Annotated in this window: 17 protein-coding genes; 10 read left to right on the forward strand and 7 right to left on the reverse strand. The window is 67.5% G+C overall.

The window, feature by feature from the left end:
- The first annotated feature begins 26 nt into the window (after positions 1–26).
- The 9 genes from uvrC (at position 27) to ppc (ending at position 11,670) form a co-directional block, all read left to right on the forward strand.
- Positions 27–2,075 carry an excinuclease ABC subunit UvrC gene (gene uvrC, locus ACWDSI_RS04990; protein ID WP_449746409.1) on the forward strand — a complete coding sequence of 683 codons (2,049 nt, stop codon included), beginning with the start codon at positions 27–29 and terminating at the stop codon, positions 2,073–2,075.
- Positions 2,065–3,009, forward strand: coding sequence for an RNase adapter RapZ (gene rapZ / locus ACWDSI_RS04995; protein ID WP_449755840.1), 945 nt, complete (start codon positions 2,065–2,067; stop codon positions 3,007–3,009). Before uvrC ends, rapZ begins: the two co-directional genes overlap by 11 nt.
- Positions 3,006–4,028, forward strand: a complete 1,023-nt coding sequence (locus tag ACWDSI_RS05000; RefSeq protein WP_449755841.1) for a gluconeogenesis factor YvcK family protein — start codon at positions 3,006–3,008, stop codon at positions 4,026–4,028. Before rapZ ends, ACWDSI_RS05000 begins: the two co-directional genes overlap by 4 nt.
- Positions 4,029–4,162: 134 nt before the next feature.
- Positions 4,163–5,140 (forward strand): DNA-binding protein WhiA, encoded by a 978-nt coding sequence (gene whiA / locus ACWDSI_RS05005; protein ID WP_449755842.1) that lies wholly within the window; start codon positions 4,163–4,165, stop codon positions 5,138–5,140.
- 188 nt (positions 5,141–5,328) lie between these two features.
- Positions 5,329–6,348 carry a type I glyceraldehyde-3-phosphate dehydrogenase gene (gene gap, locus ACWDSI_RS05010; RefSeq protein ID WP_449746405.1) on the forward strand — a complete coding sequence of 340 codons (1,020 nt, stop codon included), beginning with the start codon at positions 5,329–5,331 and terminating at the stop codon, positions 6,346–6,348.
- Positions 6,349–6,379: 31 nt separating this feature from the next.
- On the forward strand, positions 6,380–7,591 hold the full coding sequence (locus tag ACWDSI_RS05015; protein WP_449755843.1) for a phosphoglycerate kinase: 1,212 nt from the start codon (positions 6,380–6,382) through the stop codon (positions 7,589–7,591).
- Positions 7,588–8,376, forward strand: a complete 789-nt coding sequence (gene tpiA / locus ACWDSI_RS05020) for a triose-phosphate isomerase (RefSeq protein ID WP_449746513.1) — start codon at positions 7,588–7,590, stop codon at positions 8,374–8,376. Before ACWDSI_RS05015 ends, tpiA begins: the two co-directional genes overlap by 4 nt.
- Positions 8,377–8,516: 140 nt before the next feature.
- Entirely contained in the window at positions 8,517–8,750 is a 234-nt protein-coding gene (secG, locus tag ACWDSI_RS05025; RefSeq protein ID WP_449746403.1) for a preprotein translocase subunit SecG, read from the forward strand.
- 67 nt (positions 8,751–8,817) lie between these two features.
- The gene (gene ppc / locus ACWDSI_RS05030) at positions 8,818–11,670 is read left to right on the forward strand and encodes a phosphoenolpyruvate carboxylase (RefSeq protein ID WP_449755844.1); all 2,853 of its coding nucleotides are present in this window, start codon (positions 8,818–8,820) and stop codon (positions 11,668–11,670) included.
- Between the two features lie 155 nt (positions 11,671–11,825).
- On the opposite strand, the gene ACWDSI_RS05035 is transcribed toward ppc, so the two are convergent.
- The 6 genes from ACWDSI_RS05035 to tkt all read right to left on the reverse strand — a co-directional run bounded on the left by ACWDSI_RS05035 (position 11,826) and on the right by tkt (position 20,067).
- Entirely contained in the window at positions 11,826–13,247 is a 1,422-nt protein-coding gene (locus ACWDSI_RS05035) for an aldehyde dehydrogenase family protein (RefSeq protein ID WP_449746401.1), read from the reverse strand.
- Between the two features lie 346 nt (positions 13,248–13,593).
- A complete protein-coding gene (gene pgl / locus ACWDSI_RS05040) occupies positions 13,594–14,346 on the reverse strand; it encodes a 6-phosphogluconolactonase (protein WP_449755845.1) in 753 nt (250 codons plus the stop codon).
- Entirely contained in the window at positions 14,343–15,260 is a 918-nt protein-coding gene (locus ACWDSI_RS05045) for a glucose-6-phosphate dehydrogenase assembly protein OpcA (RefSeq protein ID WP_449746399.1), read from the reverse strand. Before ACWDSI_RS05045 ends, pgl begins: the two co-directional genes overlap by 4 nt.
- Positions 15,261–15,282: 22 nt before the next feature.
- Complete coding sequence (gene zwf / locus ACWDSI_RS05050; protein WP_449746398.1) at positions 15,283–16,830, reverse strand: glucose-6-phosphate dehydrogenase; 1,548 nt, start codon at positions 16,828–16,830, stop codon at positions 15,283–15,285.
- Complete coding sequence (gene tal / locus ACWDSI_RS05055) at positions 16,827–17,948, reverse strand: transaldolase (protein ID WP_449746397.1); 1,122 nt, start codon at positions 17,946–17,948, stop codon at positions 16,827–16,829. The genes zwf and tal overlap by 4 nt, the downstream gene beginning before the upstream one ends.
- Positions 17,949–17,988: 40 nt before the next feature.
- The gene (gene tkt, locus ACWDSI_RS05060) at positions 17,989–20,067 is read right to left on the reverse strand and encodes a transketolase (protein WP_449746396.1); all 2,079 of its coding nucleotides are present in this window, start codon (positions 20,065–20,067) and stop codon (positions 17,989–17,991) included.
- Between the two features lie 273 nt (positions 20,068–20,340).
- Between tkt and ACWDSI_RS05065 the strand changes: the two genes are divergently transcribed.
- Positions 20,341–21,315: a heme o synthase gene (locus ACWDSI_RS05065; protein ID WP_449755846.1), complete on the forward strand. Its 975-nt coding sequence runs from the start codon at positions 20,341–20,343 to the stop codon at positions 21,313–21,315.
- Between the two features lie 52 nt (positions 21,316–21,367).
- Here ACWDSI_RS05065 and ACWDSI_RS05070 read toward each other — a convergent pair whose 3' ends face one another.
- On the reverse strand, positions 21,368–22,330 hold the full coding sequence (locus tag ACWDSI_RS05070) for a quinone oxidoreductase family protein (RefSeq protein WP_449755847.1): 963 nt from the start codon (positions 22,328–22,330) through the stop codon (positions 21,368–21,370).
- Positions 22,331–22,338 lie beyond the last annotated feature (8 nt).

The raw sequence follows: 22,338 nt of genomic DNA on the forward strand, positions 1-22,338 counted from the left end.
TCGGTGGGCCGTACTAGCCTGGACACGTGGCAGACCCGACGACCTACCGTCCCGCCGCGGGGACGATTCCGACCGATCCCGGGGTCTACCGCTTCCGTGACGCGTACGGCCGCGTGATCTACGTGGGCAAGGCCAAGAACCTGCGGTCGCGGCTCACGTCCTACTTCGCCGACATCGCCTCCCTGCACCCGCGGACCCGCCAGATGGTCACCACCGCCGCATCGGTGGAGTGGACCGTGGTGGGCACCGAGGTGGAGGCGCTGCAACTCGAATACAACTGGATCAAGGAGTTCGACCCGCGGTTCAACGTCCGCTACCGCGACGACAAGTCGTATCCGATGCTGGCGGTCACGCTCAACGAGGAGTACCCGCGCCTGTTCGTCTACCGCGGTCCCCGTCGGCGTGGCGTGCGCTACTTCGGTCCCTACTCGCATGCCTGGGCCATCCGCGAGACGGTGGATCTGCTCACCCGGGTGTTCCCCGCACGTACCTGTTCCACCGGGGTGTTCAAGCGGCACCGGCAGATCGACCGGCCGTGTCTGCTCGGCTACATCGACAAGTGCTCCGCGCCGTGCATCGGGCGGGTGAGTGCCGCCGAGCATCGCGCGATCGTCGACGATTTCTGCGACTTCCTGGCCGGCCGCACCGATCAGATGATCCGTCGGCTCGAACGTGAGATGAACACGGCCGCAGCAGAACTCGACTTCGAGCGGGCCGCCCGGCTACGCGACGACGTCGGTGCGATGCGCCGCGCCATGGAAAAGCAGGCGGTGGTGCTCGGTGACGGCACCGACGCCGACGTGGTGGCCATGGTGGGCGATGACCTCGAGATGTCGGTGCAGGTGTTCCACGTCCGCGACGGCCGTGTCCGCGGTCAGCGCGGCTGGGTGGTGGAACGCCCCGACGACGCGTCGCTGGCCGAACAGGTCGGCCAGTTCCTCACCCAGTTCTACGGCGCCCAGGTCGATTTCGACTCCTCGGTGCACATCGATCCCGAGCGCACCCACGGCGAGGCCATACCGCGTGAGGTGCTGGTACCCGAGTTGCCCGACGACCACGAGCAACTCGCCGAGTGGCTCTCCGATCTTCGCGGCAGCCGGGTTCGGCTGCGGGTACCGCAGCGCGGCGACAAGAAGGCGCTGTTCGACACCGTCGCGCGCAATGCGGGAGAAGCGTTGGCGCAGCACAAACTCAAACGTGCCGGCGACCTCACCACCCGCTCGGCGGCGTTGACCGAATTGCAGGAGTCCCTCGGACTCGACCAGGCGCCGCTGCGCATCGAATGTGTCGACATCTCGCATGTGCAGGGCACCGATGTGGTGGCCTCCCTCGTGGTGTTCGAGGACGGGTTACCGCGCAAATCCGACTACCGGCACTATTCGATCAAACATGCCGCCGGGGACGGCCGATCCGACGATGTCGCGTCGATCGCGGAGGTCACCCGGCGTCGTTTCCTGCGGCACCGCAGCGACGTGCAGAACGCATCCGGGATGTCCGAGCTCGCGGTCGCCGAGGTGGGTGCCGCACCCCCCACCCCGAAACGGTTCGCCTACCCGCCCAACCTGTTCGTCGTCGATGGTGGTGCGCCGCAGGTGCATGCCGCGGCCTCGGTGCTCGATGAACTCGGCATCACCGACGTGTCGGTGATCGGTCTGGCCAAGCGGCTCGAGGAGGTGTGGATTCCCGGTGACGACGAGCCGGCGATCCTGCCGCGCACCAGCGAGGCGCTGTTTCTGTTGCAGCGGGTGCGTGACGAGGCGCACCGGTTCGCGATCACCTTCCATCGCAGCAAACGCAGCAAACGGATGACCGAATCGGCCCTCGATGGGGTGCCCGGACTCGGCCGTGCCCGGCGGACCGCGCTGGTCAGCCATTTCGGGTCGGTGACGCGGCTGCGGGAGGCGTCGGTCGAGGAGATCGCAGAAGTGCCGGGGATCGGCGAGACGACCGCCCGGGCGGTGCGCGCGGCGTTGCGCGGCGATACCGATGATCCGGATCATCACAACGAACAGCAGGAGGTTTCGGTGACTGGTAGCGGCACGGTCGGCAGCGAAGGTGGCCCGGGTGTCCGGTGAACACGCGGCCGGTGAACATGCGGCGGGGCAACGCGAGACCGGTGACGACACCGACTCACTGGTGGTGCTGTTCGTCGCCGGGATGTCCGGCGCGGGCCGCTCGACCGTCGCCAACGTCCTCGAGGACGACGGGTGGTACGTCGCCGACAACGTTCCGCCGACACTGATCTCGACGATGGTGCAGATGGTGCGCGACAGCGACCCGCCGATCCTGCGCCTGGCCATGGTGCTGCGCGCCTCCGATCCGGAAGTGGGCGCCCACCTCGAATCGCTACGCGCCGGGCTGGCAGATTCCGGCATCGCCAGCCGCGTGCTGTTCCTCGACGCCAGCGACCAGGTGCTCGTGCGCCGATTCGAACAGGTGCGACGTCGACATCCGCTGCAGGGCCGCGAAACCCTCATCGAGGGCATCGCCCGGGAACGCATCATCCTGGCGCCGATCAAGAATTCGGCCGACCTCGTGGTGGAGACCTCGTCGCTGACCGTCGCCAAACTGCGGGAGGTGGTCGAGGACGCCTACCCGCACGACAGCGACGCGCGCCTGAGCATCGCGGTGCAGTCGTTCGGTTTCAAGTACGGCCTGCCCATCGACTCCGACCTTGTCGCCGATGTACGGTTCCTGCCCAACCCGTACTGGGTACCCGAACTGCGTGAGCACAACGGCCGCGATGTGCCGGTGCGCGACTACGTCCTCGGCCAGCCCGACGCCGCCAGGTTCGTGGATCTCTACACCGACCTGGTGTCGGTGGTGGGGCGCGGCTATCTCCGAGAGGGCAAGCGCTACATGACGATCAGTGTGGGATGCACCGGCGGAAAGCACCGCAGCGTGGCCATCTCCGAGGAGCTGGCGGCCCGGCTGCGCGACGACGCCGACGAGAACGGCACGGCGCGCTACGACGTGCGCGTGATGCACCGGGATCTGGGGCGAGAATGACCACACCACCGCGCATCGCGGCCCTCGGCGGCGGACACGGCCTCTACGCCACCCTCACCGCGATGCGATACCTGAGCCCCGACATCACCGCCGTGGTGACCGTCGCCGACGACGGCGGTTCGTCGGGTCGCCTGCGCGCCGAACTCGGCGTGATCCCGCCGGGTGACCTGCGCATGGCGATGGCCGCTCTGATGAGCGCACCGGCCGCCCTCGACGCCCGGAAGGCCGGTGAGGCCGCAGACCGCGACGAGGACACGATGAATCGTGCCCGACATGAGTTGTGGGCGCGCACGTTTCAGCACCGGTTCGGAGGCTACGGGGCGCTGGCCGGTCACCCGGTGGGAAACCTGCTGCTGGCCGGACTGACCGAGGTTCTCGCCGATCCGGTTGCCGCCCTCGACGAGATGGTGAGGGTTTTCGACATCGACGGCCGGGTGCTGCCGATGTCGACCGGTCCACTGGAGATCGAGGCCGATGTGTCCGGGCTGGAATCCGATCCGCGCATCAGCCGGGTGATCCGCGGGCAGGTGGCGGTGGCGACCACGCCGGGCAAGGTCCGCCGGGTGCGGTTGCTGCCCACCGAGCCACCCGCCTGCGCGGAGGCCGTCGAGGCCATCACCGCCGCCGACCTGGTGGTGCTGGGTCCCGGGTCGTGGTTTTCCAGCGTGATCCCGCACGTGCTGGTTCCCGACCAACTGAATGCGTTGCGGCACACCACCGCACGCAAGATGTTGTTCGTCAACCTGGCGCCCGAGCCCGGTGAGACGCCGGGATTCTCGGTGGAACGTCATCTGCACGTGCTGCACGCGCACGCCGACACGCTGAGCATCGACGACGTGATCGTCGATGCCGGGTCGGTACCGTCGGGGGCCGAACGTGCCCACCTCGAACGGGCCGCCGGAATGTTCGGCGCCGTGCTACGGGTGGGCGATGTGGCCATGTCCGGCAAGCACGTGCACGATCCGGAGAAGGTCGCGTCACTGGTGAAGCAACTGTGCGAAGGTGAATCGACGGACTAGGCTGACCCGATGTTGCCGACACCCGCAATCTGCGGCACCAGGGCGATCCACGGCACCGAGGCGAGATCGGCCACCAGGGGGACGAGAAGACTGTGACGGCGAGTCAGGTGACAGGAGGCCAGGGACCGGTGGCGATGACCGCAGCCGTGAAAGACGAACTGAGTCGGCTCACGGCGACACAGGTGAGTTGCCGCCGCGCCGAGGTATCGGCGTTGCTGAGGTTCGCCGGGGGATTGCACATCGTCGGCGGCCGCGTGGTGGTGGAGGCCGAGGTGGACCTCGGCAATGTGGCGCGCCGGCTGCGCCGGGAGATCCACGACCTCTACGGGTATCCGTCCGACGTGCATGTGCTGCGCGGCGGCGGAATCCGCAAGGGCGCGCGGTACATCGTTCGGGTCACCAAAGACGGTGAGGCACTGGCCCGCCAGACCGGACTGCTCGATCTGCGCGGGCGTCCCGTACGCGGACTACCCGCCCAGGTGGTGGGCGGCAGTGTGGCCGACGCGGAAGCCGCGTGGCGGGGCGCGTTCCTCGCACACGGCTCGCTGACCGAGCCCGGACGCTCGTCGGCGCTGGAGGTCAGCTGTCCCGGACCGGAGGCGGCCCTGGCGCTCGTCGGTGCGGCACGACGACTCGGGGTGTCGGCCAAGGCGCGCGAGGTCCGCGGCGCCGACCGGGTGGTGATCCGCGACGGTGAGGCGATCGGGGCACTGCTCACCCGCATGGGTGCCCACGACACGCGCCTGGTGTGGGAAGAACGGCGGATGCGTCGCGAGGTGCGCGCCACCGCGAACCGTCTCGCCAATTTCGACGACGCGAACCTGCGGCGTTCGGCACGCGCGGCGGTGGCCGCCGCGGCCCGGGTGGAACGCGCGCTGGAGATCCTCGGCGACGAGGTCCCCGACCATCTGATCGCGGCCGGACAGTTGCGGGTCACCCACCGGCAGGCGTCACTGGAAGAGTTGGGGCAACTCGCCGACCCGCCGATGACCAAGGACGCCGTCGCCGGCCGCATCCGCCGGCTGCTGTCGATGGCCGACAAGAAGGCCCGCGCCGAGGGCATCCCCGACACCGAGTCGGCGGTCACCTCCGACCTGCTCGACGACGCCTGATCCGCACCGGTTCGTTTCCCACATGTCACCTGCGGTCCATCCGCGGGCCGCAATAGGGGTTTCAGTATGCCGAGCCACAACGGGACTACTAGGGTGAAGAGAGGGCGTGGGTGCTCGACGGCGGATCGTCGGGGCCCCGCGAACCGGGCCGGAAGGCTTGACAGACGAAACCGCTTAAGGAGCGCACAGTGACTGTTCGGGTAGGCATCAACGGATTCGGTCGCATCGGCCGCAACTTCTTCCGCGCCCTCGCGGCCCAAAAGGAATCCGGCGCAACCGATATCGAGGTCGTCGCGGTCAACGACCTCACCGACAACGCCATGCTGGCAACCCTGCTGAAGTACGACTCGATCATGGGTCGGCTCGGCGAGGACGTCTCCCTCGAGGGCGAAGACACCATCATGGTGGGTTCCACTCCGATCAAGGCGATGTCGATCAAGGAGGGACCGGCCGCACTTCCGTGGGGCGACCTCGGCGTCGACGTGGTGATCGAGTCCACCGGCATCTTCACCAACGCGGCGAAGGCCAAGGGGCATCTCGACGCGGGCGCGAAGAAGGTGGTGATCTCGGCGCCGGCCACCGACCCCGACATCACCATCGTCATGGGCGTCAACGACGGCAGCTACGACGGCAGCCAGAACATCATCTCCAACGCGTCGTGCACCACGAACTGCCTCGGCCCGTTCGCCAAGGTGATCCACGAGGAGTTCGGCATCCTGCGCGGCCTGATGACCACCGTGCACGCCTACACCCAGGATCAGAACCTGCAGGACGCCCCGCACAAGGACGCGCGTCGTGCGCGCGCCGCGGCCCTGAACATCGTGCCGACCTCCACCGGTGCGGCCAAGGCGATCGGTCTGGTGCTTCCCGAACTCAAGGGCAAGCTCGACGGTTACGCGCTGCGCGTTCCGGTGCCGACCGGCTCGATCACCGACCTCACCGTCGACTTGGAGAAGCCGGGAAGCGCCGAGGAGATCAACGCCGCCATCAAGGCCGCCGCCGAGGGACCGCTCAAGGGCATCCTGAAGTACAGCGAGGACCCGATCGTGTCCACCGACATCGTCGGCGACCCGCACTCCTCGATCTTCGACGCCCCGCTGACCAAGGTGATCGACGGACAGGCGAAGGTGAGTTCCTGGTACGACAACGAGTGGGGCTACTCCAACCGGCTCGTCGACCTGACGGGTCTGGTCGGCAAGTCGCTCTGATCCCGCCCACCATCTAGGAGCTAGCACGAGCATGGCTGTACCAACTCTGAAAGACCTTCTCGACGAGGGCGTTTCGGGGCGTGGTGTGCTGGTCCGGTCGGATTTCAACGTCCCGCTCGACGGGACGACGATCACCGATCCGGGCCGCATCATCGCGTCGTTGCCGACGCTGAACGCGCTGATCGATGCAGGTGCCAAGGTGGTCATCACCGCGCATCTCGGCCGGCCGAAGGGCGAGCCCGACCCCAAGTACTCGCTCGCGCCGGTGGCGGCGCGACTCGGCGAGGAACTCGGTCGCAACGTCCAACTGGCCGGTGATGTCGTGGGACCCGATGCGCTCGCCCGCGCCGAGGGGCTCACCGACGGCGACGTCCTGCTACTGGAGAACGTCCGTTTCGATCCGCGCGAGACGTCGAAGGTCGATGCCGAACGCGAAGAGCTTGCCAAGGCGCTGGCCGAACTCGTCGGTGAGGACGGCGCGTTCGTCTCCGACGGTTTCGGCGTGGTGCACCGCAAGCAGGCGTCGGTCTACGACGTGGCCAAGCTGCTCCCGCACTACGCGGGTGAACTGGTGGCCGCGGAGGTGTCGGTGCTTTCGAAGCTCACCGACAATCCGGCCCGCCCGTACGCGGTGGTCCTCGGCGGTTCCAAGGTGTCCGACAAGCTCGGCGTCATCGAGGCGCTGGCCCCCAAGGTGGACACCCTGGTGATCGGCGGCGGTATGGCGTTCACCTTCCTCGCCGCCCAGGGCCACTCGGTGGGTTCGTCGCTGCTGCAGGAGGATCAGATCGACGTCTGCAAGGACCTGCTGGAGCGTTTCGGCGACGTGATCCATCTGCCCGTCGACGTCGTCGTGGCCGACAAGTTCGCGGCCGACGCGGAGTCGAAGACGGTGTCGGTGGAGGAGATCCCGGACGGCTGGATGGGTCTGGACATCGGGCCGGAGACGGTGAAGCGGTTCGCCGCGGTGCTCTCCGGGGCGGAGACGATCTTCTGGAACGGACCGTCAGGTGTGTTCGAGTTCGAGAAGTTCTCGGCGGGGACCCGCGGGGTGGCCGAGGCGATCGCCGGCGCCACCGCCAACGGTGCCTTCAGCGTCGTCGGTGGCGGCGACTCGGCGGCCGCTGTCCGCACGCTCGGGCTGCCCGACTCGGGCTTCTCGCACATCTCGACCGGCGGCGGTGCGTCGCTGGAATACCTCGAGGGCAAGGAACTGCCCGGACTGAAGGTGCTGGAGAGCTGATGAGCCGCAAACCGCTGATCGCGGGCAACTGGAAGATGAACCTCAATCACCTCGAGGCCATCGCCCTGGTGCAGAAGCTCGCCTTCGCACTGCCCGCGAAGTACTTCGAGAAGGTCGACGTGACGGTGATCCCGCCGTTCACCGACATCCGCAGCGTGCAGACCGTCGTCGACGGCGACAAACTCCTGTTCACCTACGGTGCGCAGGATCTGTCGGCACAGGATTCGGGTGCCTACACCGGTGAGATCAGCGGGGCCTTCCTGGCCAAGCTGGGCTGCACCTACGTGGTGGTGGGACATTCGGAACGTCGCACCATGCACGCCGAGACCGATGAGGTGGTGCTCGAGAAGACCAAGGCCGCGCTGCGGCACGGGCTCACCCCCATCGTGTGCATCGGCGAGGGTCTGGAGATCCGGGAGTCCGGTGAGCACGTCGCGTACAACGTGGCGCAACTCACGGCATCGCTGGCCGGATTGTCGGCCGAGGAGATCGGCAAGGTCGTGATCGCCTACGAGCCGGTCTGGGCGATCGGCACCGGCCGCGTGGCCAGCGCCGACGATGCCCAAGAGGTGTGCAAGGCGGTTCGCGAGACCCTCGCCGAGATCTCCGACGAGGCCACTGCCGCCTCGGTGCGGGTGCTCTACGGCGGCTCGGTGAGCTCCAAGAATGTCGGCGACATCGTCGGTCAGGCCGACGTCGACGGCGCGCTCGTGGGCGGTGCCTCGCTGAAGTCGGACGAGTTCGCGACACTCTCGGCGATCGCCGCCGGTGGCCCGTTGCCCTGACGACTCCTTGTGCCCCTGCGGGGGCGTTGCGGATACCCGCGTACACTGTGGCAGGTCGGTCTCACCTCGGTGGGTCCGGCCTGCCACTGTGCTGAGTCCTGTGCAGTGATGACCGCCGACGAAACAGGATTGCTGACTCGATGAAGCTTGCGCTCGACATCGGACTGATCGTGACCAGTGTGATTCTGGTCGTGCTCGTGCTGCTGCACCGCGGCAAGGGCGGCGGCCTGTCATCCCTGTTCGGCGGTGGCGTGCAGTCGAGCCTGTCCGGTTCGAGCGTCGTGGAACGCAACCTCGACCGGCTCACCATCTTCGTCGGCCTGATCTGGTTCATCCTCATCGTCGGCGTGGGTCTCGACATCAAGATGTCCTGACCCTGGGCCGACGCCCTCGGGTGGCTCCCGAGATGCCGCTTCCGGTGAATCCCGGAATACTGGCTGCATGAGCGAATCCACCTCGCCCGCGTCCACCCCTTCCGTCGGCGACCCGGACTGGCGTCCCACCCATCCGATCGGTGATCACATCATCGTCGACGACGAGGGCCGGGCCCTCACCGAACCGCTGCGCGAGGACATCCGGCTGCTCGGTGGGATTCTGGGCACCACCATCCGCGATCATTCCGGGCCCGAGGTGTTCGATCTGGTGGAGGCCGCCCGCGTCGCGGCCTTCAAGATCCGCCGCGAGGAGATCGACCGCGGCGAACTCGCGGACATGTTCGTCGACCTCGACATCGCTGTCGCCATGCCGGTGATTCGCGCGTTCACCAACTTCGCGCTGCTGGCCAACCTCGCCGAGGACATCCACCGCGAACGACGCCGCAAGATCCACGTACTCGCCGGTGATCCGCCGCAGGACAGCACGCTGGCCGCCACCTATCAGAAGCTTGCCGCCGCCGATCTCACCGACGACGAGGTGGGCCGCGCGCTCGCCGATGCCACCGTGGTCCCGGTGATCACCGCCCACCCCACCGAGACGCGTCGGCGCACCGTGTCGGAGACGCAGAACCGGATCACCGAGCTGCTGCGCTACCGCGCGCGCACCGAGCTGACCCCGGCCGAAGAAGCCGCCGTGGTCGAACGCATCCGCAGGCAGATCCTCACGCTGTGGCAGACCGCCCTGATCCGTCTCGAACGCCTCACCATCCAGGACGAGATCCGTTCCGGCCTGCGCTATTACGACGCCTCGTTCTTCGAGGTGGTGCCCAAGATCAACACCGAGGTGCGCGATACCCTGCGTGCCGCATACCCCGATGCGGGTCTCGCCGACGACCCGATCCTGCGCATGGGATCGTGGATCGGCGGTGACCGCGACGGAAATCCCTTCGTCACCGACGAGATCGTGGAGATGGCGACGACGCTGGCCGCGCGTACCGCGGTGGGCCATCACCTGTCCGAATTGCACGTGCTGGCCGAGGAATTGAGTCTGTCGACCCGGCTGATGTCGCCCAGCGACGCCATCTACGAGCTTGCCGGGGTGTCCCGCGATGATCCGGCCGGTGACGAACCCTTCCGGGTGGCTCTCAAGCACATGCGTGCTCGTCTCGTCGCGACCGCGACCGCGCTGTTCGGCGAGGAGGTGATGAAGGCGTACGATCTCGTCCTGCTCGACCACGTGACGCCGTACGCCACCGCCACCGACTTCCTCGCCGACCTCGACGTCGTCGACCAGGGCCTGCGATCCACCGGCGACGACATCATCGCCGACGACCGGCTGCTGCGGCTGCGGGAATCGGTGCGCACCTTCGGTTTTCATCTGTCCGGTCTCGACATGCGGCAGAACTCGGACATGCACGAGGAAGTGATCGCCGAACTACTCGCCTGGTCCGGCGTGCACCCCGACTACCTTTCGCTCGGCGAGGACGAGCGAGTGGAGATCCTCACCGCCGAACTCACCTCGCGGCGACCGCTGACCCGGCCCGACGCCGAACTCTCCGAACTGGCGATCAAGGAGCTCAACATCGTGCGCGCGGCGGCCGCAGCCATCGCGCGGTTCGGGCCGCAGTCGGTGCCGAACTACATCATCAGCATGTGCACGTCGGTGTCGGACATGCTCGAACCGATGATCCTCCTCAAGGAGGCGGGTCTGATCGAGATCGACCCCGACACCGGCAAGCTCTCCTCGTCGGTGCGCATCGTGCCGCTCTTCGAAACCATCGAGGACCTGCAGCAGGGCGCCGAGACGCTGCTCGCCGCACTCGACATCCCGCTCTACCGCGATCTGGTCGACGGTCAGGCAGGGATGCAGGAAGTGATGCTCGGGTACTCCGACTCCAACAAGGACGGCGGTTACATGGCCGCCAACTGGGCGCTCTACCGCGGCGAGCTCGATCTGGTGGAGGCGGCCAAGAAGGCGGGTATCCGGCTCCGGCTGTTCCACGGCCGCGGTGGCACCGTGGGCCGTGGCGGCGGCCCCAGCTACGATGCGATCCTCGCGCAACCGCCGGGTGCGGTCCAGGGGTCGCTGCGGATCACCGAGCAGGGTGAGATCATCGCCGCCAAGTACGCCGAACCCGTTGTGGCCGAACGCAATCTGGAAACCCTGCTGGCCGCGACCATCGAGTCGTCACTGCTGGACGTGGAGGGGCTCGGCGACGAGTCGGAGGACGCGTACAAGGGCATGGACGAGATCGCCGCGCTGGCGCGGTCGGCCTACAGCAGGCTGGTCCACGAGACCCCCGGCTTCGTCGAGTACTTCACGTCGTCGACCCCGCTGTCGGAGATCGGCGCCCTCAACATCGGCAGCCGCCCCGCGTCGCGTAAGCAGACCGAGAAGATCTCCGATCTGCGGGCCATCCCGTGGGTGCTGTCGTGGACACAGTCACGCGTGATGCTGCCGGGCTGGTACGGCACGGGTTCGGCGTTCGAGGAGTGGATCGGCGACGACGAGAGCCGACTCGCGACGCTCACCCGGTACTACGAGAAGTGGCCGTTCTTCCGGACGGTGATGTCGAACATGGCGCAGGTGCTGGCCAAGTCGGACATGGGTCTCGCGCACCGCTACGCCCAGCTGGTCGACGATGTGGAGTTGCGCGACAAGGTGTTCGGCATGATCGCCGAGGAGCACGAGCGGACGATCGCGATGTACGCGAAAATCACCGGCACCAACGACCTGCTCGCCGACAACGCCGCGCTCAAACGGTCTGTCTACAACCGGTTCCCGTACCTCGAGCCGCTCAATCTGCTCCAGGTGGAATTGCTCCGGCGTTTCCGTGCCGGCGACGACGTCCCCCGCGTGCGCCGCGGCATCCAGCTCACCATGAACGGGCTGGCCACCGCCCTGCGCAACAGCGGCTAGCCGTCGAGCGTGCCCAGATCCCGGTCGAGCGTGCCCGGTTCGGGGTCGGGCGTGCCCAGATCGGGGTCGGGCGTGCCCAGATCGGGGTCGAGCGTGCCCGGATCGGGGTCGAGCGTGCCCGGTTCGGGGTCGAGCGTGCCCGGTTCGGGGTGCTCTCAGAAGAGCTTGCGCAGGATCTTGATGTCGCGCGCGGAGTACGGCGGATAGATCAGGGAGAGGTCGGGTTTACTCGGTTTGGCCAGGACCGCCTTGCGGTGGCTGAATGCCTCGAATCCCCACGGCCCGTGGTAGGCACCCATACCGCTGGGTCCCACACCGCCGAACGGTAGCTGGGGAACCAGGCAGTGCATCATGGCGTGATTCACCACGGCGCCGCCGGCGGGAATGGCGTCGATGAGGTGTCGTGCCGCCGATGTCGAGCTACTGAACACGTAGAACGCCAACGGTTTCGGACGGGCGTTGACGAAGTCGATCACATCGTCGGCAGAGTCGACTGTCAGGATCGGCAACACCGGACCGAAGATCTCGTTCTGCATGAGGGCTTCGTCGGGGGAGGGGTCGCGGACGATGGTCGGTTCGATGCGTTGCTCGTCGGGATCGGCGCGGCCGCCGAGGACAATGCGCCCGTTTGTCGCCTCAAGATACGACACGATCCGCGCGTATTGCCGTTCGTTGACGATCGGCATGCCTTCGCCGACGGGCCGTTCGCTGCGGAACGTGGCGACGGTCGCGACCAGCGCATCCACCAGGCGGTCGACGATCCGACGATCGGCCAGCACGTAGTCGGGTGCAATGCACGTCTGCCCCGAGTTGAAGAACTTGGTCCAGGCGATCCGTCGGGCGGCCACCTCGATGTCGGCGTCGGACGCGACGTAGGTGGGGCTCTTGCCGCCGAGTTCGAGGGTGACCGGCGTCAACGTGGGTGCCGCTGCGGCGAGTACTTTGCGGCCGATCTCGGTGCCACCGGTGAAAACAACATGATCGAAGCCCAGCGCGATGAGCGCCTGGGTGGTTGCCGCATCGCCCTCGACCACCTTCACAGCGGACTCGTCGAGATAGCGCGGCAGCAGATCGGCCAGCAGCGCGGCGGTTGCCGGGGCCACCTCGGATGGCTTGATGACGACACAGTTGCCTGCGGCGAGCGCACCGACGAGAGGGGAGAGGACGAGCTGGAACGGATAGTTCCACGGACCGATGATGAGCACCGCGCCCAGCGGCTCGAACTGAACCCAACCCCGAGACGGTAACTGGTTGAGCGGCAATGACACCCGGCGTCGTCGCATCCACTTCTTCACGTGTTTGCGGGCGAAGAGCACTTCGGCCCGCGTCGACGCGATGTCGCCGATGAAGGCGTCGAAACCCGTACGACGTAGATCTGCATCGAGCGCGGCGGCGATGTCGTTCTCGCGTTCGGTCAGCATCCGGTCGAGGCCCGTCAATTGAGCGCGTCGCCAGTCGAGTCCCCGGGTGCGGCCAGATGCCTGCACCCGCCGAAGGGCATGGAGATCGTCGGCGCCAAAACCGTCGTCGTGGGGTTCGGTTGCAGCGGACGACGGGCTCGTGAGATCGGTGGTCATGTGGTCCTCCTCGTTGGCGACATTATTCACCGCCGAGGTCGTCGATCACCGTGTTTCGGCGGCGATCACCGCCCACTCGACTCAGATCCGGGCACGCTCGACCCAAATCCGGGCCCACTCGACTCGGATCCGGGCACGCTCGACCCAAATCCGGGCACGCTCGACCCAAATCCGGGCACGCTCGACTCGGATCTGGGCCCACTCGACTCGGATCTGGGCACGCTCGACGCGGATCTGGGCACGCTCGACGCGGATCTGGGCACGCTCGACGCGGATCCGGGCCCGCTCGACTCGGATCTGGGCACGCTCGACTCGGATCCGGGCACGCTCGACGAGGTGCGAGGCGTCAGGAGGGGAGTTTCGACGCGGCGTCGTCGTCGAGGAACCAGATCGTCTGCGCAGAACCGTGGGCGCCGGCGCACGGCCAGTCGGCCGGATCGGCGCCGGCGTGGGCTGCGGCGACGGCGTCGGCCTTGTCCGCCCCGGACACCAGGAACCACACCGCGGTGCTTCGGTTGACCACGGGAAGCGTCAGGGTGAGGCGTCGCGGCGGGGGCTTGGGCGAGTTCTCCACCGTCACCACCGTGCGTACGGTTTCAGCGGTGGCCGCGGAGTGGGGGAACAGCGAGTTGATGTGGCCCTCGCCGCCCATGCCCAGCAGGTGCAGGTCGAAGCGCGGGGCCCGGCCGTCGTCGGATGCCTCGGCCAGGGTGGCGGCGTAGTCGAACGCCGCGAGCGAGATGTCGTCGGCAAACGGCCCGTCCGATGCGGCCATCGGATGAACCCGGGCGGGATCGACGGGCACGTGCGCCAACAGTGCCTCGACGGCCTGTCCGTAATTGCGTTCCGGATCGTCGGCGGAAACGAATCGTTCGTCGCCCCAATAGAAGTCGATGCGCGACCAGTCCACGCCGCTGGTGTCGATCCCGCTGCCGGGAGCCAGCGCACGCAGAATCCCGACGCCGTTGCTTCCGCCGGTCAACACCACCGATGCGGAACCACGCTCGGCCTGCGCCCGCCCGATGAGGTCGACGAAGCGCTCCGCGGCGACCACCACCAACTCGCTCTTGTCGCCGAACACCAGGGTCTCCACGCTCACGCGGGTGCCCCCTCGGCGAATTCGGTCACCGCGCCGCGCAACGCCATCGCGTACACCTCGTCTGTGTCGAGTCTGCGCAGCTCTTCGGCCAGGCAAATCCGCAGATCCCGGTGCATCATCGCCACCCGGCCGTCGGGTTTGCCGGGCGAGCTCATCACCGCGTTGCCGTTCTCGTCGATCGAGAGCACGGTGACACCGTCGTCGCGGTGCAGGCGCACCTCGAAGCTGCCCACCCGACGCTCGGTGGGAACGGCCAGTGCGGCACGCAACCACCCCGCGAGCAGATCGATGCTCGGTGAGACGGCCGGGCCGGTCACCTCGGCCGAGATGATCGGCGTATGCGGCGGACGATCCGCCGCCGACGCGAGCAGACCTCGCCAGTGCGTGATCTGGGTCCAGGCCAGGTCGGTGTCGCCGGGTGCATAGGTGGCCAGACGCCGTTCGAGGACCGATTCCGGGTTCGCCGACTTCGTCGCATCCAGGATGCGCCGCCGACCGATCTTGCCCATCGGATCGGCCGCCGGGTTCTCCGGCGCCGCACCGGGCCACCAGATGACGATGGGGGTGTCGGGCAGCAGGAACGGGGTCACCACCGAGTGCGGGTGATCGGCGAGTTCGCCCGCCAGCAAGAGCACCACCACCTCCGACGCGCCGGCGTCGCCGCCCACCCGGATCTCCGCGTCGAGCCGGGATTCACCCGAGCGGGTGCCGCAGGACACGACGATGACGCGGCTGGGATGTTCACTACTGGCCCCGACGGCCGCCTCGATCGCGGCCTCCGTCGGCTCGCCGTGTTCGGCGACGACAACCAGCGTCAGCACGCGACCGAGGCTGATGGCGCCGCCGGATTCACGAACCTCGACGATCTTCTTCGCCACGTTGCTGGTCGACGTGTTCGGCAATGTCACGATCATCGCTGCGACTCCTGTTCGGATTTCACGGGCGACGCCAGGAGCGTCCGGTCCGCGACATCATCTCGTCGGCAGAATCGGGTCCCCATGTGCCCGACTCGTAGGTGTCCGGTGTGCCCCCGGCCGCCCAGTGCTCGAGCACCGGATCGAGGATCCGCCACGCGAGTTCCACCTCGGCGTTCACCGGGAACAGCGACGGTTCGCCCAACAGCACGTCGAGAATCAGTCGTTCGTACGCCTCCGGTGACGCCTCGGTGAAGGCGGTCCCGTAACTGAAGTCCATGTTGACGTCGCGGACCTCCATGCTCGACGCGGGCACCTTCGAACCGAAGCGCAGCGTGATGCCCTCGTCGGGCTGCACCCGGATCACCAGCGCATTCTGCGAGAGTTCTTCGGTCATCGTCTTGTCGAACGGCAGATGCGGCGCCCGCTTGAACACCAGGGCGATCTCGGTGACGCGTCGGCCCAGCCGTTTTCCGGTGCGCAGATAGAACGGCACCCCGGCCCATCGGCGGGAATCGACCTCCAGTGCGATCGCGGCGAAGGTCTCGGTGGTGGAGTCCTTCGCGAAGCCCTCTTCTTCGAGCAACCCGGGCACCTTCTGGCTGCCCTGCCAGCCCGGACCGTACTGTCCGCGCGCGGTGTTCTCCTCGAGCGGCAGGATGTTACTCGTCGCCGAGAGCACCTTGATCTTCTCGGCCTGTAATTGCTTGGGCTCGAAGGAGATCGGTTCCTCCATCGCGATGAGCGCCATCAACTGCAGCAGGTGATTCTGGATGACGTCGCGCGCGGCGCCGATGCCGTCGTAATAGCCCGCGCGACCTCCGAGGCCGATGTCCTCGGCCATGGTGATCTGCACGTGGTCGACGTAGTGCGAACTCCACAGCGGATCGAACAGTTGGTTGGCAAAGCGCAGCGCAAGGATGTTCTGCACGGTCTCCTTGCCGAGGTAGTGGTCGATGCGGAACACCGACGACTCGGGGAAGACGCTGTTGACGATGGCGTTGAGTTCCTTGGCCGAGTCGAGGTCGTGACCGAAGGGTTTCTCGATCACCACCCGACGCCAGTCGTCGCCCTCCTCCGCCGCGAGACCGCTGCGTTGGAGCTGAGCGCAGACCTGCGGGAACGCTTTCGGCGGGATCGACAGGTAGAACGCGTGGTTGCCGTCGGTGCCGCGCTCTTTGTCGAGTTGCTGCAGCGTCTGCTTGAGCCGGTCGAAGGCGGCGTCGTCGTCGAAGGAGCCCTGCACGAACCGGAACCCCTCGGAGAGGCGCTCCCAGACCTCCTCGCGGAACCCGGTGCGGGCGTGTTCACGAACCGCGTCGTGCACCACTTTGGCGAAATCCTCGTCGTCCCAGTCGCGTCGGGCGAACCCGACCAGCGCGAACGACGGCGGCAGCAGTCCGCGGTTGGCCAGGTCGTAGACCGCGGGCATCAGCTTCTTGCGGGCGAGGTCGCCGGTGACGCCGAAAATCACCAGACTGCACGGTCCGGCGATGCGCGCCAGACGCTTGTCGCGGGGATCCCGCAGCGGGTTCTTCCAAGTGGTGGTGCGCTCGGACACCCGGGTCATCCCTCGGCCGCGGCGGCGAGCTGCTCGGAAGTCGCGGTGAGCAGCTCGTTCCAGGCGTCCTCGAACTTCTGCACACCCTCGTCCTCGAGGACGGCGAACACGTCGGTGAAGTCGACGCCCAGCGCGGAGATCGCATCGAACGTCTCCTGCGATTCCTGCGCACGCCCCACGATCGACGACGTGTCCACCCACCCGTGGTCGGCGAATGCCTCCATCGTCTTGCCCGGCATCGTGTTCACCGTGTTCGGTGCCACCAGGTCGCTGACGTACAGCGTGTCGGGGTAGTCGGCGTTCTTGGTGCCGGTCGACGCCCACAGCGGCCGCTGCGGCCGGGCACCTTTGGCCAGCAGTTCGGGGAATCGCGACGACACCTCGAACACCTGCTGGTAGGCCGAATACGCCAGCCGCGCGTTGGCCAGCGCGGCCTTGCCCTTGAGTTCCACCGCCTCGGGGGTGCCGATGGCATCGAGCCGGTTGTCCACCTCGGTGTCCACGCGGGAGACGAAGAAGGAGGCCACCGAATGGATTCGGGACAGATCATGTCCGGCCGCCGCGGCGGCGTCGAGACCGTCGAGGTAGGCGTCCATCACCTCGCCGTAGCGGTCCACCGAGAAGATCAGGGTCACGTTGACGCTGATGCCCTCGCCGATGACCTTCGTGATGGCGGGCAGACCGGCCTTGGTGGCGGGGATCTTGATCAGCAGGTTGGGGCGATCGACGATCTTCCAGAGTTCGACGGCCTGGGCGACGGTGGCGTCGGTGTCGTGCGCCAGGCGCGGATCCACCTCGATGGATACGCGCCCGTCGACGCCACTGGACTGCTCGTACACCCCGGCGAGCACGTCGCAGGCGTTGCGCACATCGTCGGTGGTCACGGTGCGGACCGTGGCGTCCACGTCGGCGCCGCGGGCGGCGAGTTCGTTGACCTGCGCGTCGTAGCTCGTTCCCTTCGACAGCGCGGCCTGGAAGATCGACGGGTTGGTGGTCACCCCGACCACCGAACGCGTGTCGATCAGGTCGTTGAGCTGTCCCGATCCGATCAGGTCACGGGACAGGTCGTCCAGCCACACCGATACCCCGGCGGCGGACAGTTCGGCGAGCTTCTCGTTCTGGGTCACGGGTCTCTCCTCGGCTCGAGATTGTGGACGTGTTGAAGGGTCAGCCGGCCACCGCGCGAAGTGCGGCGTCGGTGACGGCCTCCGCGGTGATACCGAATTTCTCGTAGAGCACCTTGTAATCGGCGGATGCGCCGAAGTGTTCGAGCGACACGATCTCGCCGCCGGCGCCGACGATGCGGTACCACGGCATCGCGATACCGGCTTCCACCGACACCCGCGGCACGGCCGGCGGGAGCACCGAATCGCGGTAGCCCTGAGGCTGCTCGTCGAACCACTCCATGCACGGCATCGACACCACGCGGGCGGCAACACCCTTCTCGGCCAACGCTTTCTGCGCCGCCACCGCGAGCTCGACCTCCGAGCCGGTGCCGATGATCACGACCTGCGGGTCGCCGTCGGCCTCGCTGAGGACGTAGGCACCGTTGGCCACGCCCTGGGCGGACGTGCCCTCCAGAACGGCCACGTTCTGGCGGGTGAGCGCGAGTCCGGCCGGGTGATTGCGCCGGGTCAGTAGGTGCGCCCACGCGGCGGCGGTCTCGTTGGCGTCCGCGGGCCGGATCACGTCGAGGTGGGGGATGGCGCGCAGGGCGGCGAGGTGTTCGACCGGCTGGTGGGTGGGGCCGTCCTCGCCGAGGCCGATCGAGTCGTGGGTCCACACGTAGATCGGGTCGATCTCCATCAGCGACGCCAACCGCACCGCGGGACGCATGTAGTCGGAGAACTGCAGGAAGGTGCCGCCGTAGGCGCGGGTGGGTCCGTGCAGCACGATGCCGGACAGGATCGCGCCCATCGCATGCTCGCGGATGCCGAAATGCAGCGTGCGGCCGAACGGATTGGCCGACCACTTCTTGGTGCTGATGGACGTCGGACCGAACGATTCGGCGCCGTCGATGGTGGTGTTGTTGGAACCGGCGAGGTCGGCCGAACCGCCCCACAGTTCGGGCAGCACGGGTCCGAGCGCGGAGAGCACCTTGCCCGACGCCGCACGGGTGGCGACGGGCTTGTCGCCGGGCTCCCACGACGGCAGCGCGTCGGTCCAGCCTGCGGGCAGTTCATGCGCCTGCAGACGGTCGAAGAGCGACTTGTTGTCGGGGTTGGCGGCGGCCCACGCGTCGAACGCCGTCTGCCACTGCGCCTTGGCCTCGGCACCGCGTTCAACCAGCTTGCGGGTGTGGGTGATCACCTCTTCGGACACCTCGAAGGTCTTGTCCGGGTCGAAACCGAGGATCTTCTTGGTGGCCGCCACCTCGTCGGCACCGAGCGCCGAGCCGTGTGCCGCCCCGGTGTTCATCTTGTCCGGCGCGGGGTAGCCGATGATGGTGCGCAGACAGATCAGCGACGGCTTGTCGGTGACGGCCTGCGCCGTCTTGATCGCGTCCTCGATGGCGACGACGTTCTCACCGCCGTCGACGGTCTGTACATGCCAGCCGTACGCCTCGTAGCGCAGCGCGACGTTCTCCGACAGTGCGATGTCGGTGTCGTCCTCGATGGAGATCTGGTTCTGGTCGTAGAAGACGATCAGGTTGCCCAGTTCCTGGGTGCCGGCCAGCGAGGAGGCCTCGGAGGTGACGCCCTCCTCGATGTCGCCGTCGGAGGCGATCACGTAGATGTGGTGGTCGAAGGGGCTGGCGCCGGCGGCGGCGTCCGGGTCGAACAGCCCGCGCTCGTAGCGCGACGCCATGCTCATCCCGACCGCGGACGCCAATCCCTGGCCGAGCGGGCCGGTGGTGATCTCGACGCCCTTGGTGTGACGGAACTCCGGGTGGCCCGGTGTCAGCGAATCCCACGTGCGCAGCGACTCGATGTCGGACAGTTCGAGTCCGAAACCGCCCAGATAGAGCTGGATGTAGAGGGTGAGGCTCGAATGCCCGCATGACAGCACGAAGCGGTCGCGACCCACCCAGGTGGTGTCGGTGGGATCGTGTCGCATCACCCGCTGGAAGAGCGTGTAGGCGAGCGGTGCGAGGCTCATCGCGGTGCCTGGATGGCCGTTGCCGACCTTCTGCACGGCATCGGCAGCCAGGATGCGGGCGGTGTCAACGGCGCGGGTGTCCACGTCGGACCAGTCGTCGGGGTGCACCGCTGTGGTGCGTTCGCGAATCTCGTCTGTGTGGGCCACGGTCGTGAGGTCTCCTGTACCTGTTGGCGTGTGATGTCGATGCCTGAGCTGGCGGCGAGGGTGAGGTCCACCGTTGGGACCTCGGCCTCTTCCCAGACCAGAGTAGTCACCGTCGAGTCGTGCTGGCGCGTCGAGTGAGTGAAATCCGTCCGACCGCCCGATGGGCCAGGTCAGCTTCGGTCGACGCCCTCAATTCTTCCTCCGCCGAGGGCAACGTCTACCATGCAGAGTAGTTGTCCACGAGGTACCAATGACGTGAGGATCGGTGAGCATGTGAGCGGAGATACATCCGCCACGACTCGCGGTACCTCCGACTCCACCGTCACTTCCGGGACGGACTCGGGCCGGCTGTATCGCGCGCGTTCGTTGGTTCTCGCGTATATCGCGCTGACCAAACCGCGCGTCATCGAACTGCTGCTGGTGGCGACCATTCCGGTGATGCTGCAGGCCGACCGCGGACACGTCGACATCGCCGTCATCGCATTCACCCTGCTGGGCGGCTGGCTGGGCGCGGCGAGCGCCAACACCCTCAACATGGTGGTCGACGCGGACATCGACAAGAAGATGCGCCGCACCGCCCGCCGTCCGCTGGCCCGACACGCGGTGGCCACGCACAACGCCCTGATCTTCGGCATCGTGCTGTGGGCGGCGTCGTTCGCGGTGTTGTGGTGGGCGGCGAATCTCCTCAGCGCGCTCCTCGTGTCGGCCACGATCGTGTTCTACGTCGTCGTCTACACGATGATCCTCAAGCGCCGCACCTGGCAGAACGTGGTGTGGGGCGGGGCCGCCGGATGCATGCCGACACTGGTCGGCTGGTCCGCGGTGACCGGTTCGCTGAGCTGGCAGCCGGTGGTGCTGTTCGCCGTCATCTTCTTCTGGACGCCGCCGCACACCTGGGCGCTCGCGATGCGCTACCGCGAGGATTACAAGGCGGCCGGGGTACCGATGCTCCCGGTGATCGCCGACGACGAACGGGTCACCCGGCAGATACTGATCTACACCTGGCTCACCGTCATCAGTTCGCTCATCCTGGTTCCGGCGGCGAGCTGGATCTACGCCGCGGTCGCGGTGATCGCCGGCGGATGGTTCCTCTCCCGGGTGCACCTGCTGTACCGGGACACCCGCCGCGGCGCCGAGGTCACGCCGCTGAAGATCTTCCTGCAGTCCAACGAGTACCTTGCGGTGCTGTTCTGCGGTCTGGCGATCGACGCGGTGATCAACCTGCCGACCATCGCCGGCTACTTCTGAAACCGCCGCCGGCGGGACCGCCGTGTCGCCCGGCTGCTCGGCCCGGCGGCGCCTAGGGCACCAGCACTGTCGCGCCGGTTGTGGTGCGTCCCTCCAGATCCGTTTGCGCCAGCGCGGCGTCGGCGAGGCGATACCGCTGACCGATGCGCGCGTCGAGACCCCCGAGGATGGCCGCGAAGTACTCACCGGCCCGCCACCGGAGTTCGTCGGGGTCGGAGATGAAATGCGCGAGTGTGGGTCGGGTCACCGACAGGGATCCGCCCGCGTTGAGGCGTTGGATGTCGAACGGCGGCACCGGGCCGCTGGCGGCTCCGAACACGACGATGGTGCCGCGCACCGCGGTCGCGGCCAGCGATTGGTCGAAGGTGTCGGCACCCACGCCGTCGTAGGCCACCGACACGCCGCGGCCGTCGGTGATTTCGCGAATCTGCGACACCAGGTCGGTTCCGTAGCGCAGCACGTGGTCGGCGCCTGCCGCCGCCGACAGTTCGGCCTTTTCGTCGGTGGAGACGGTGGTGATCACCCGCACGCCGCTCTGCTTGGCGAGTTGGGTGAGGATGAGTCCCACACCGCCCGCCCCGGCGTGCACGAGAACCACGTCGCCCTCGTCGGGATTCGCGCTGCCACGCAGCAGATAGTGCGCGGTCAGTCCGCGCAGCATGGTGGCACCGGCGACCTCGTCGGGCACGCCGTCGGGAACCGGCATCGCCCGGTCGGCGCGCACCGCGACGAGCTCGGCGTAGCTTGCGGGCGCGTCCACCCAGCACACCCGCCGGCCCACGTCGACACCGGTCACGTCGGCGCCCACCGTGACCACCTCGCCGGCACCCTCGGTGCCGGGCACGTACGGGGGTGTCGACGGGTACAGGCCACGCCGCAGGTAGGTGTCGATGAAGTTGACGCCGATCGCGGTGGTCCGCACGATCACCTCGTCGGGTGCGGGGATCGGGTCGTCGACGGTGCCGTAGGTCAGAACGTCTGGGCCGCCGTGGCGGGTCACCTGGATGGCACGCATACCTACGT

This window comes from Gordonia sp. NPDC003429 (assembly GCF_053588575.1).

Excerpts from the sequence above, each read along its gene's own strand:
- ACWDSI_RS05015 (WP_449755843.1), top strand. The coding sequence starts at position 6,380 with ATGGCTGTACCAACTCTGAAAGACCTTCTCGACGAGGGCGTTTCGGGG.
- secG (WP_449746403.1), top strand. The coding sequence starts at position 8,517 with ATGAAGCTTGCGCTCGACATCGGACTGATCGTGACCAGTGTGATTCTG.
- ACWDSI_RS05045 (WP_449746399.1), bottom strand. The coding sequence starts at position 15,260 with ATGATCGTGACATTGCCGAACACGTCGACCAGCAACGTGGCGAAGAAG.
- ACWDSI_RS05070 (WP_449755847.1), bottom strand. The coding sequence starts at position 22,330 with ATGCGTGCCATCCAGGTGACCCGCCACGGCGGCCCAGACGTTCTGACC.
- ppc (WP_449755844.1), top strand. The coding sequence starts at position 8,818 with ATGAGCGAATCCACCTCGCCCGCGTCCACCCCTTCCGTCGGCGACCCG.
- zwf (WP_449746398.1), bottom strand. The coding sequence starts at position 16,830 with ATGACCCGGGTGTCCGAGCGCACCACCACTTGGAAGAACCCGCTGCGG.
- ACWDSI_RS05000 (WP_449755841.1), top strand. The coding sequence starts at position 3,006 with ATGACCACACCACCGCGCATCGCGGCCCTCGGCGGCGGACACGGCCTC.
- ACWDSI_RS05035 (WP_449746401.1), bottom strand. The coding sequence starts at position 13,247 with ATGACCACCGATCTCACGAGCCCGTCGTCCGCTGCAACCGAACCCCAC.
- whiA (WP_449755842.1), top strand. The coding sequence starts at position 4,163 with ATGACCGCAGCCGTGAAAGACGAACTGAGTCGGCTCACGGCGACACAG.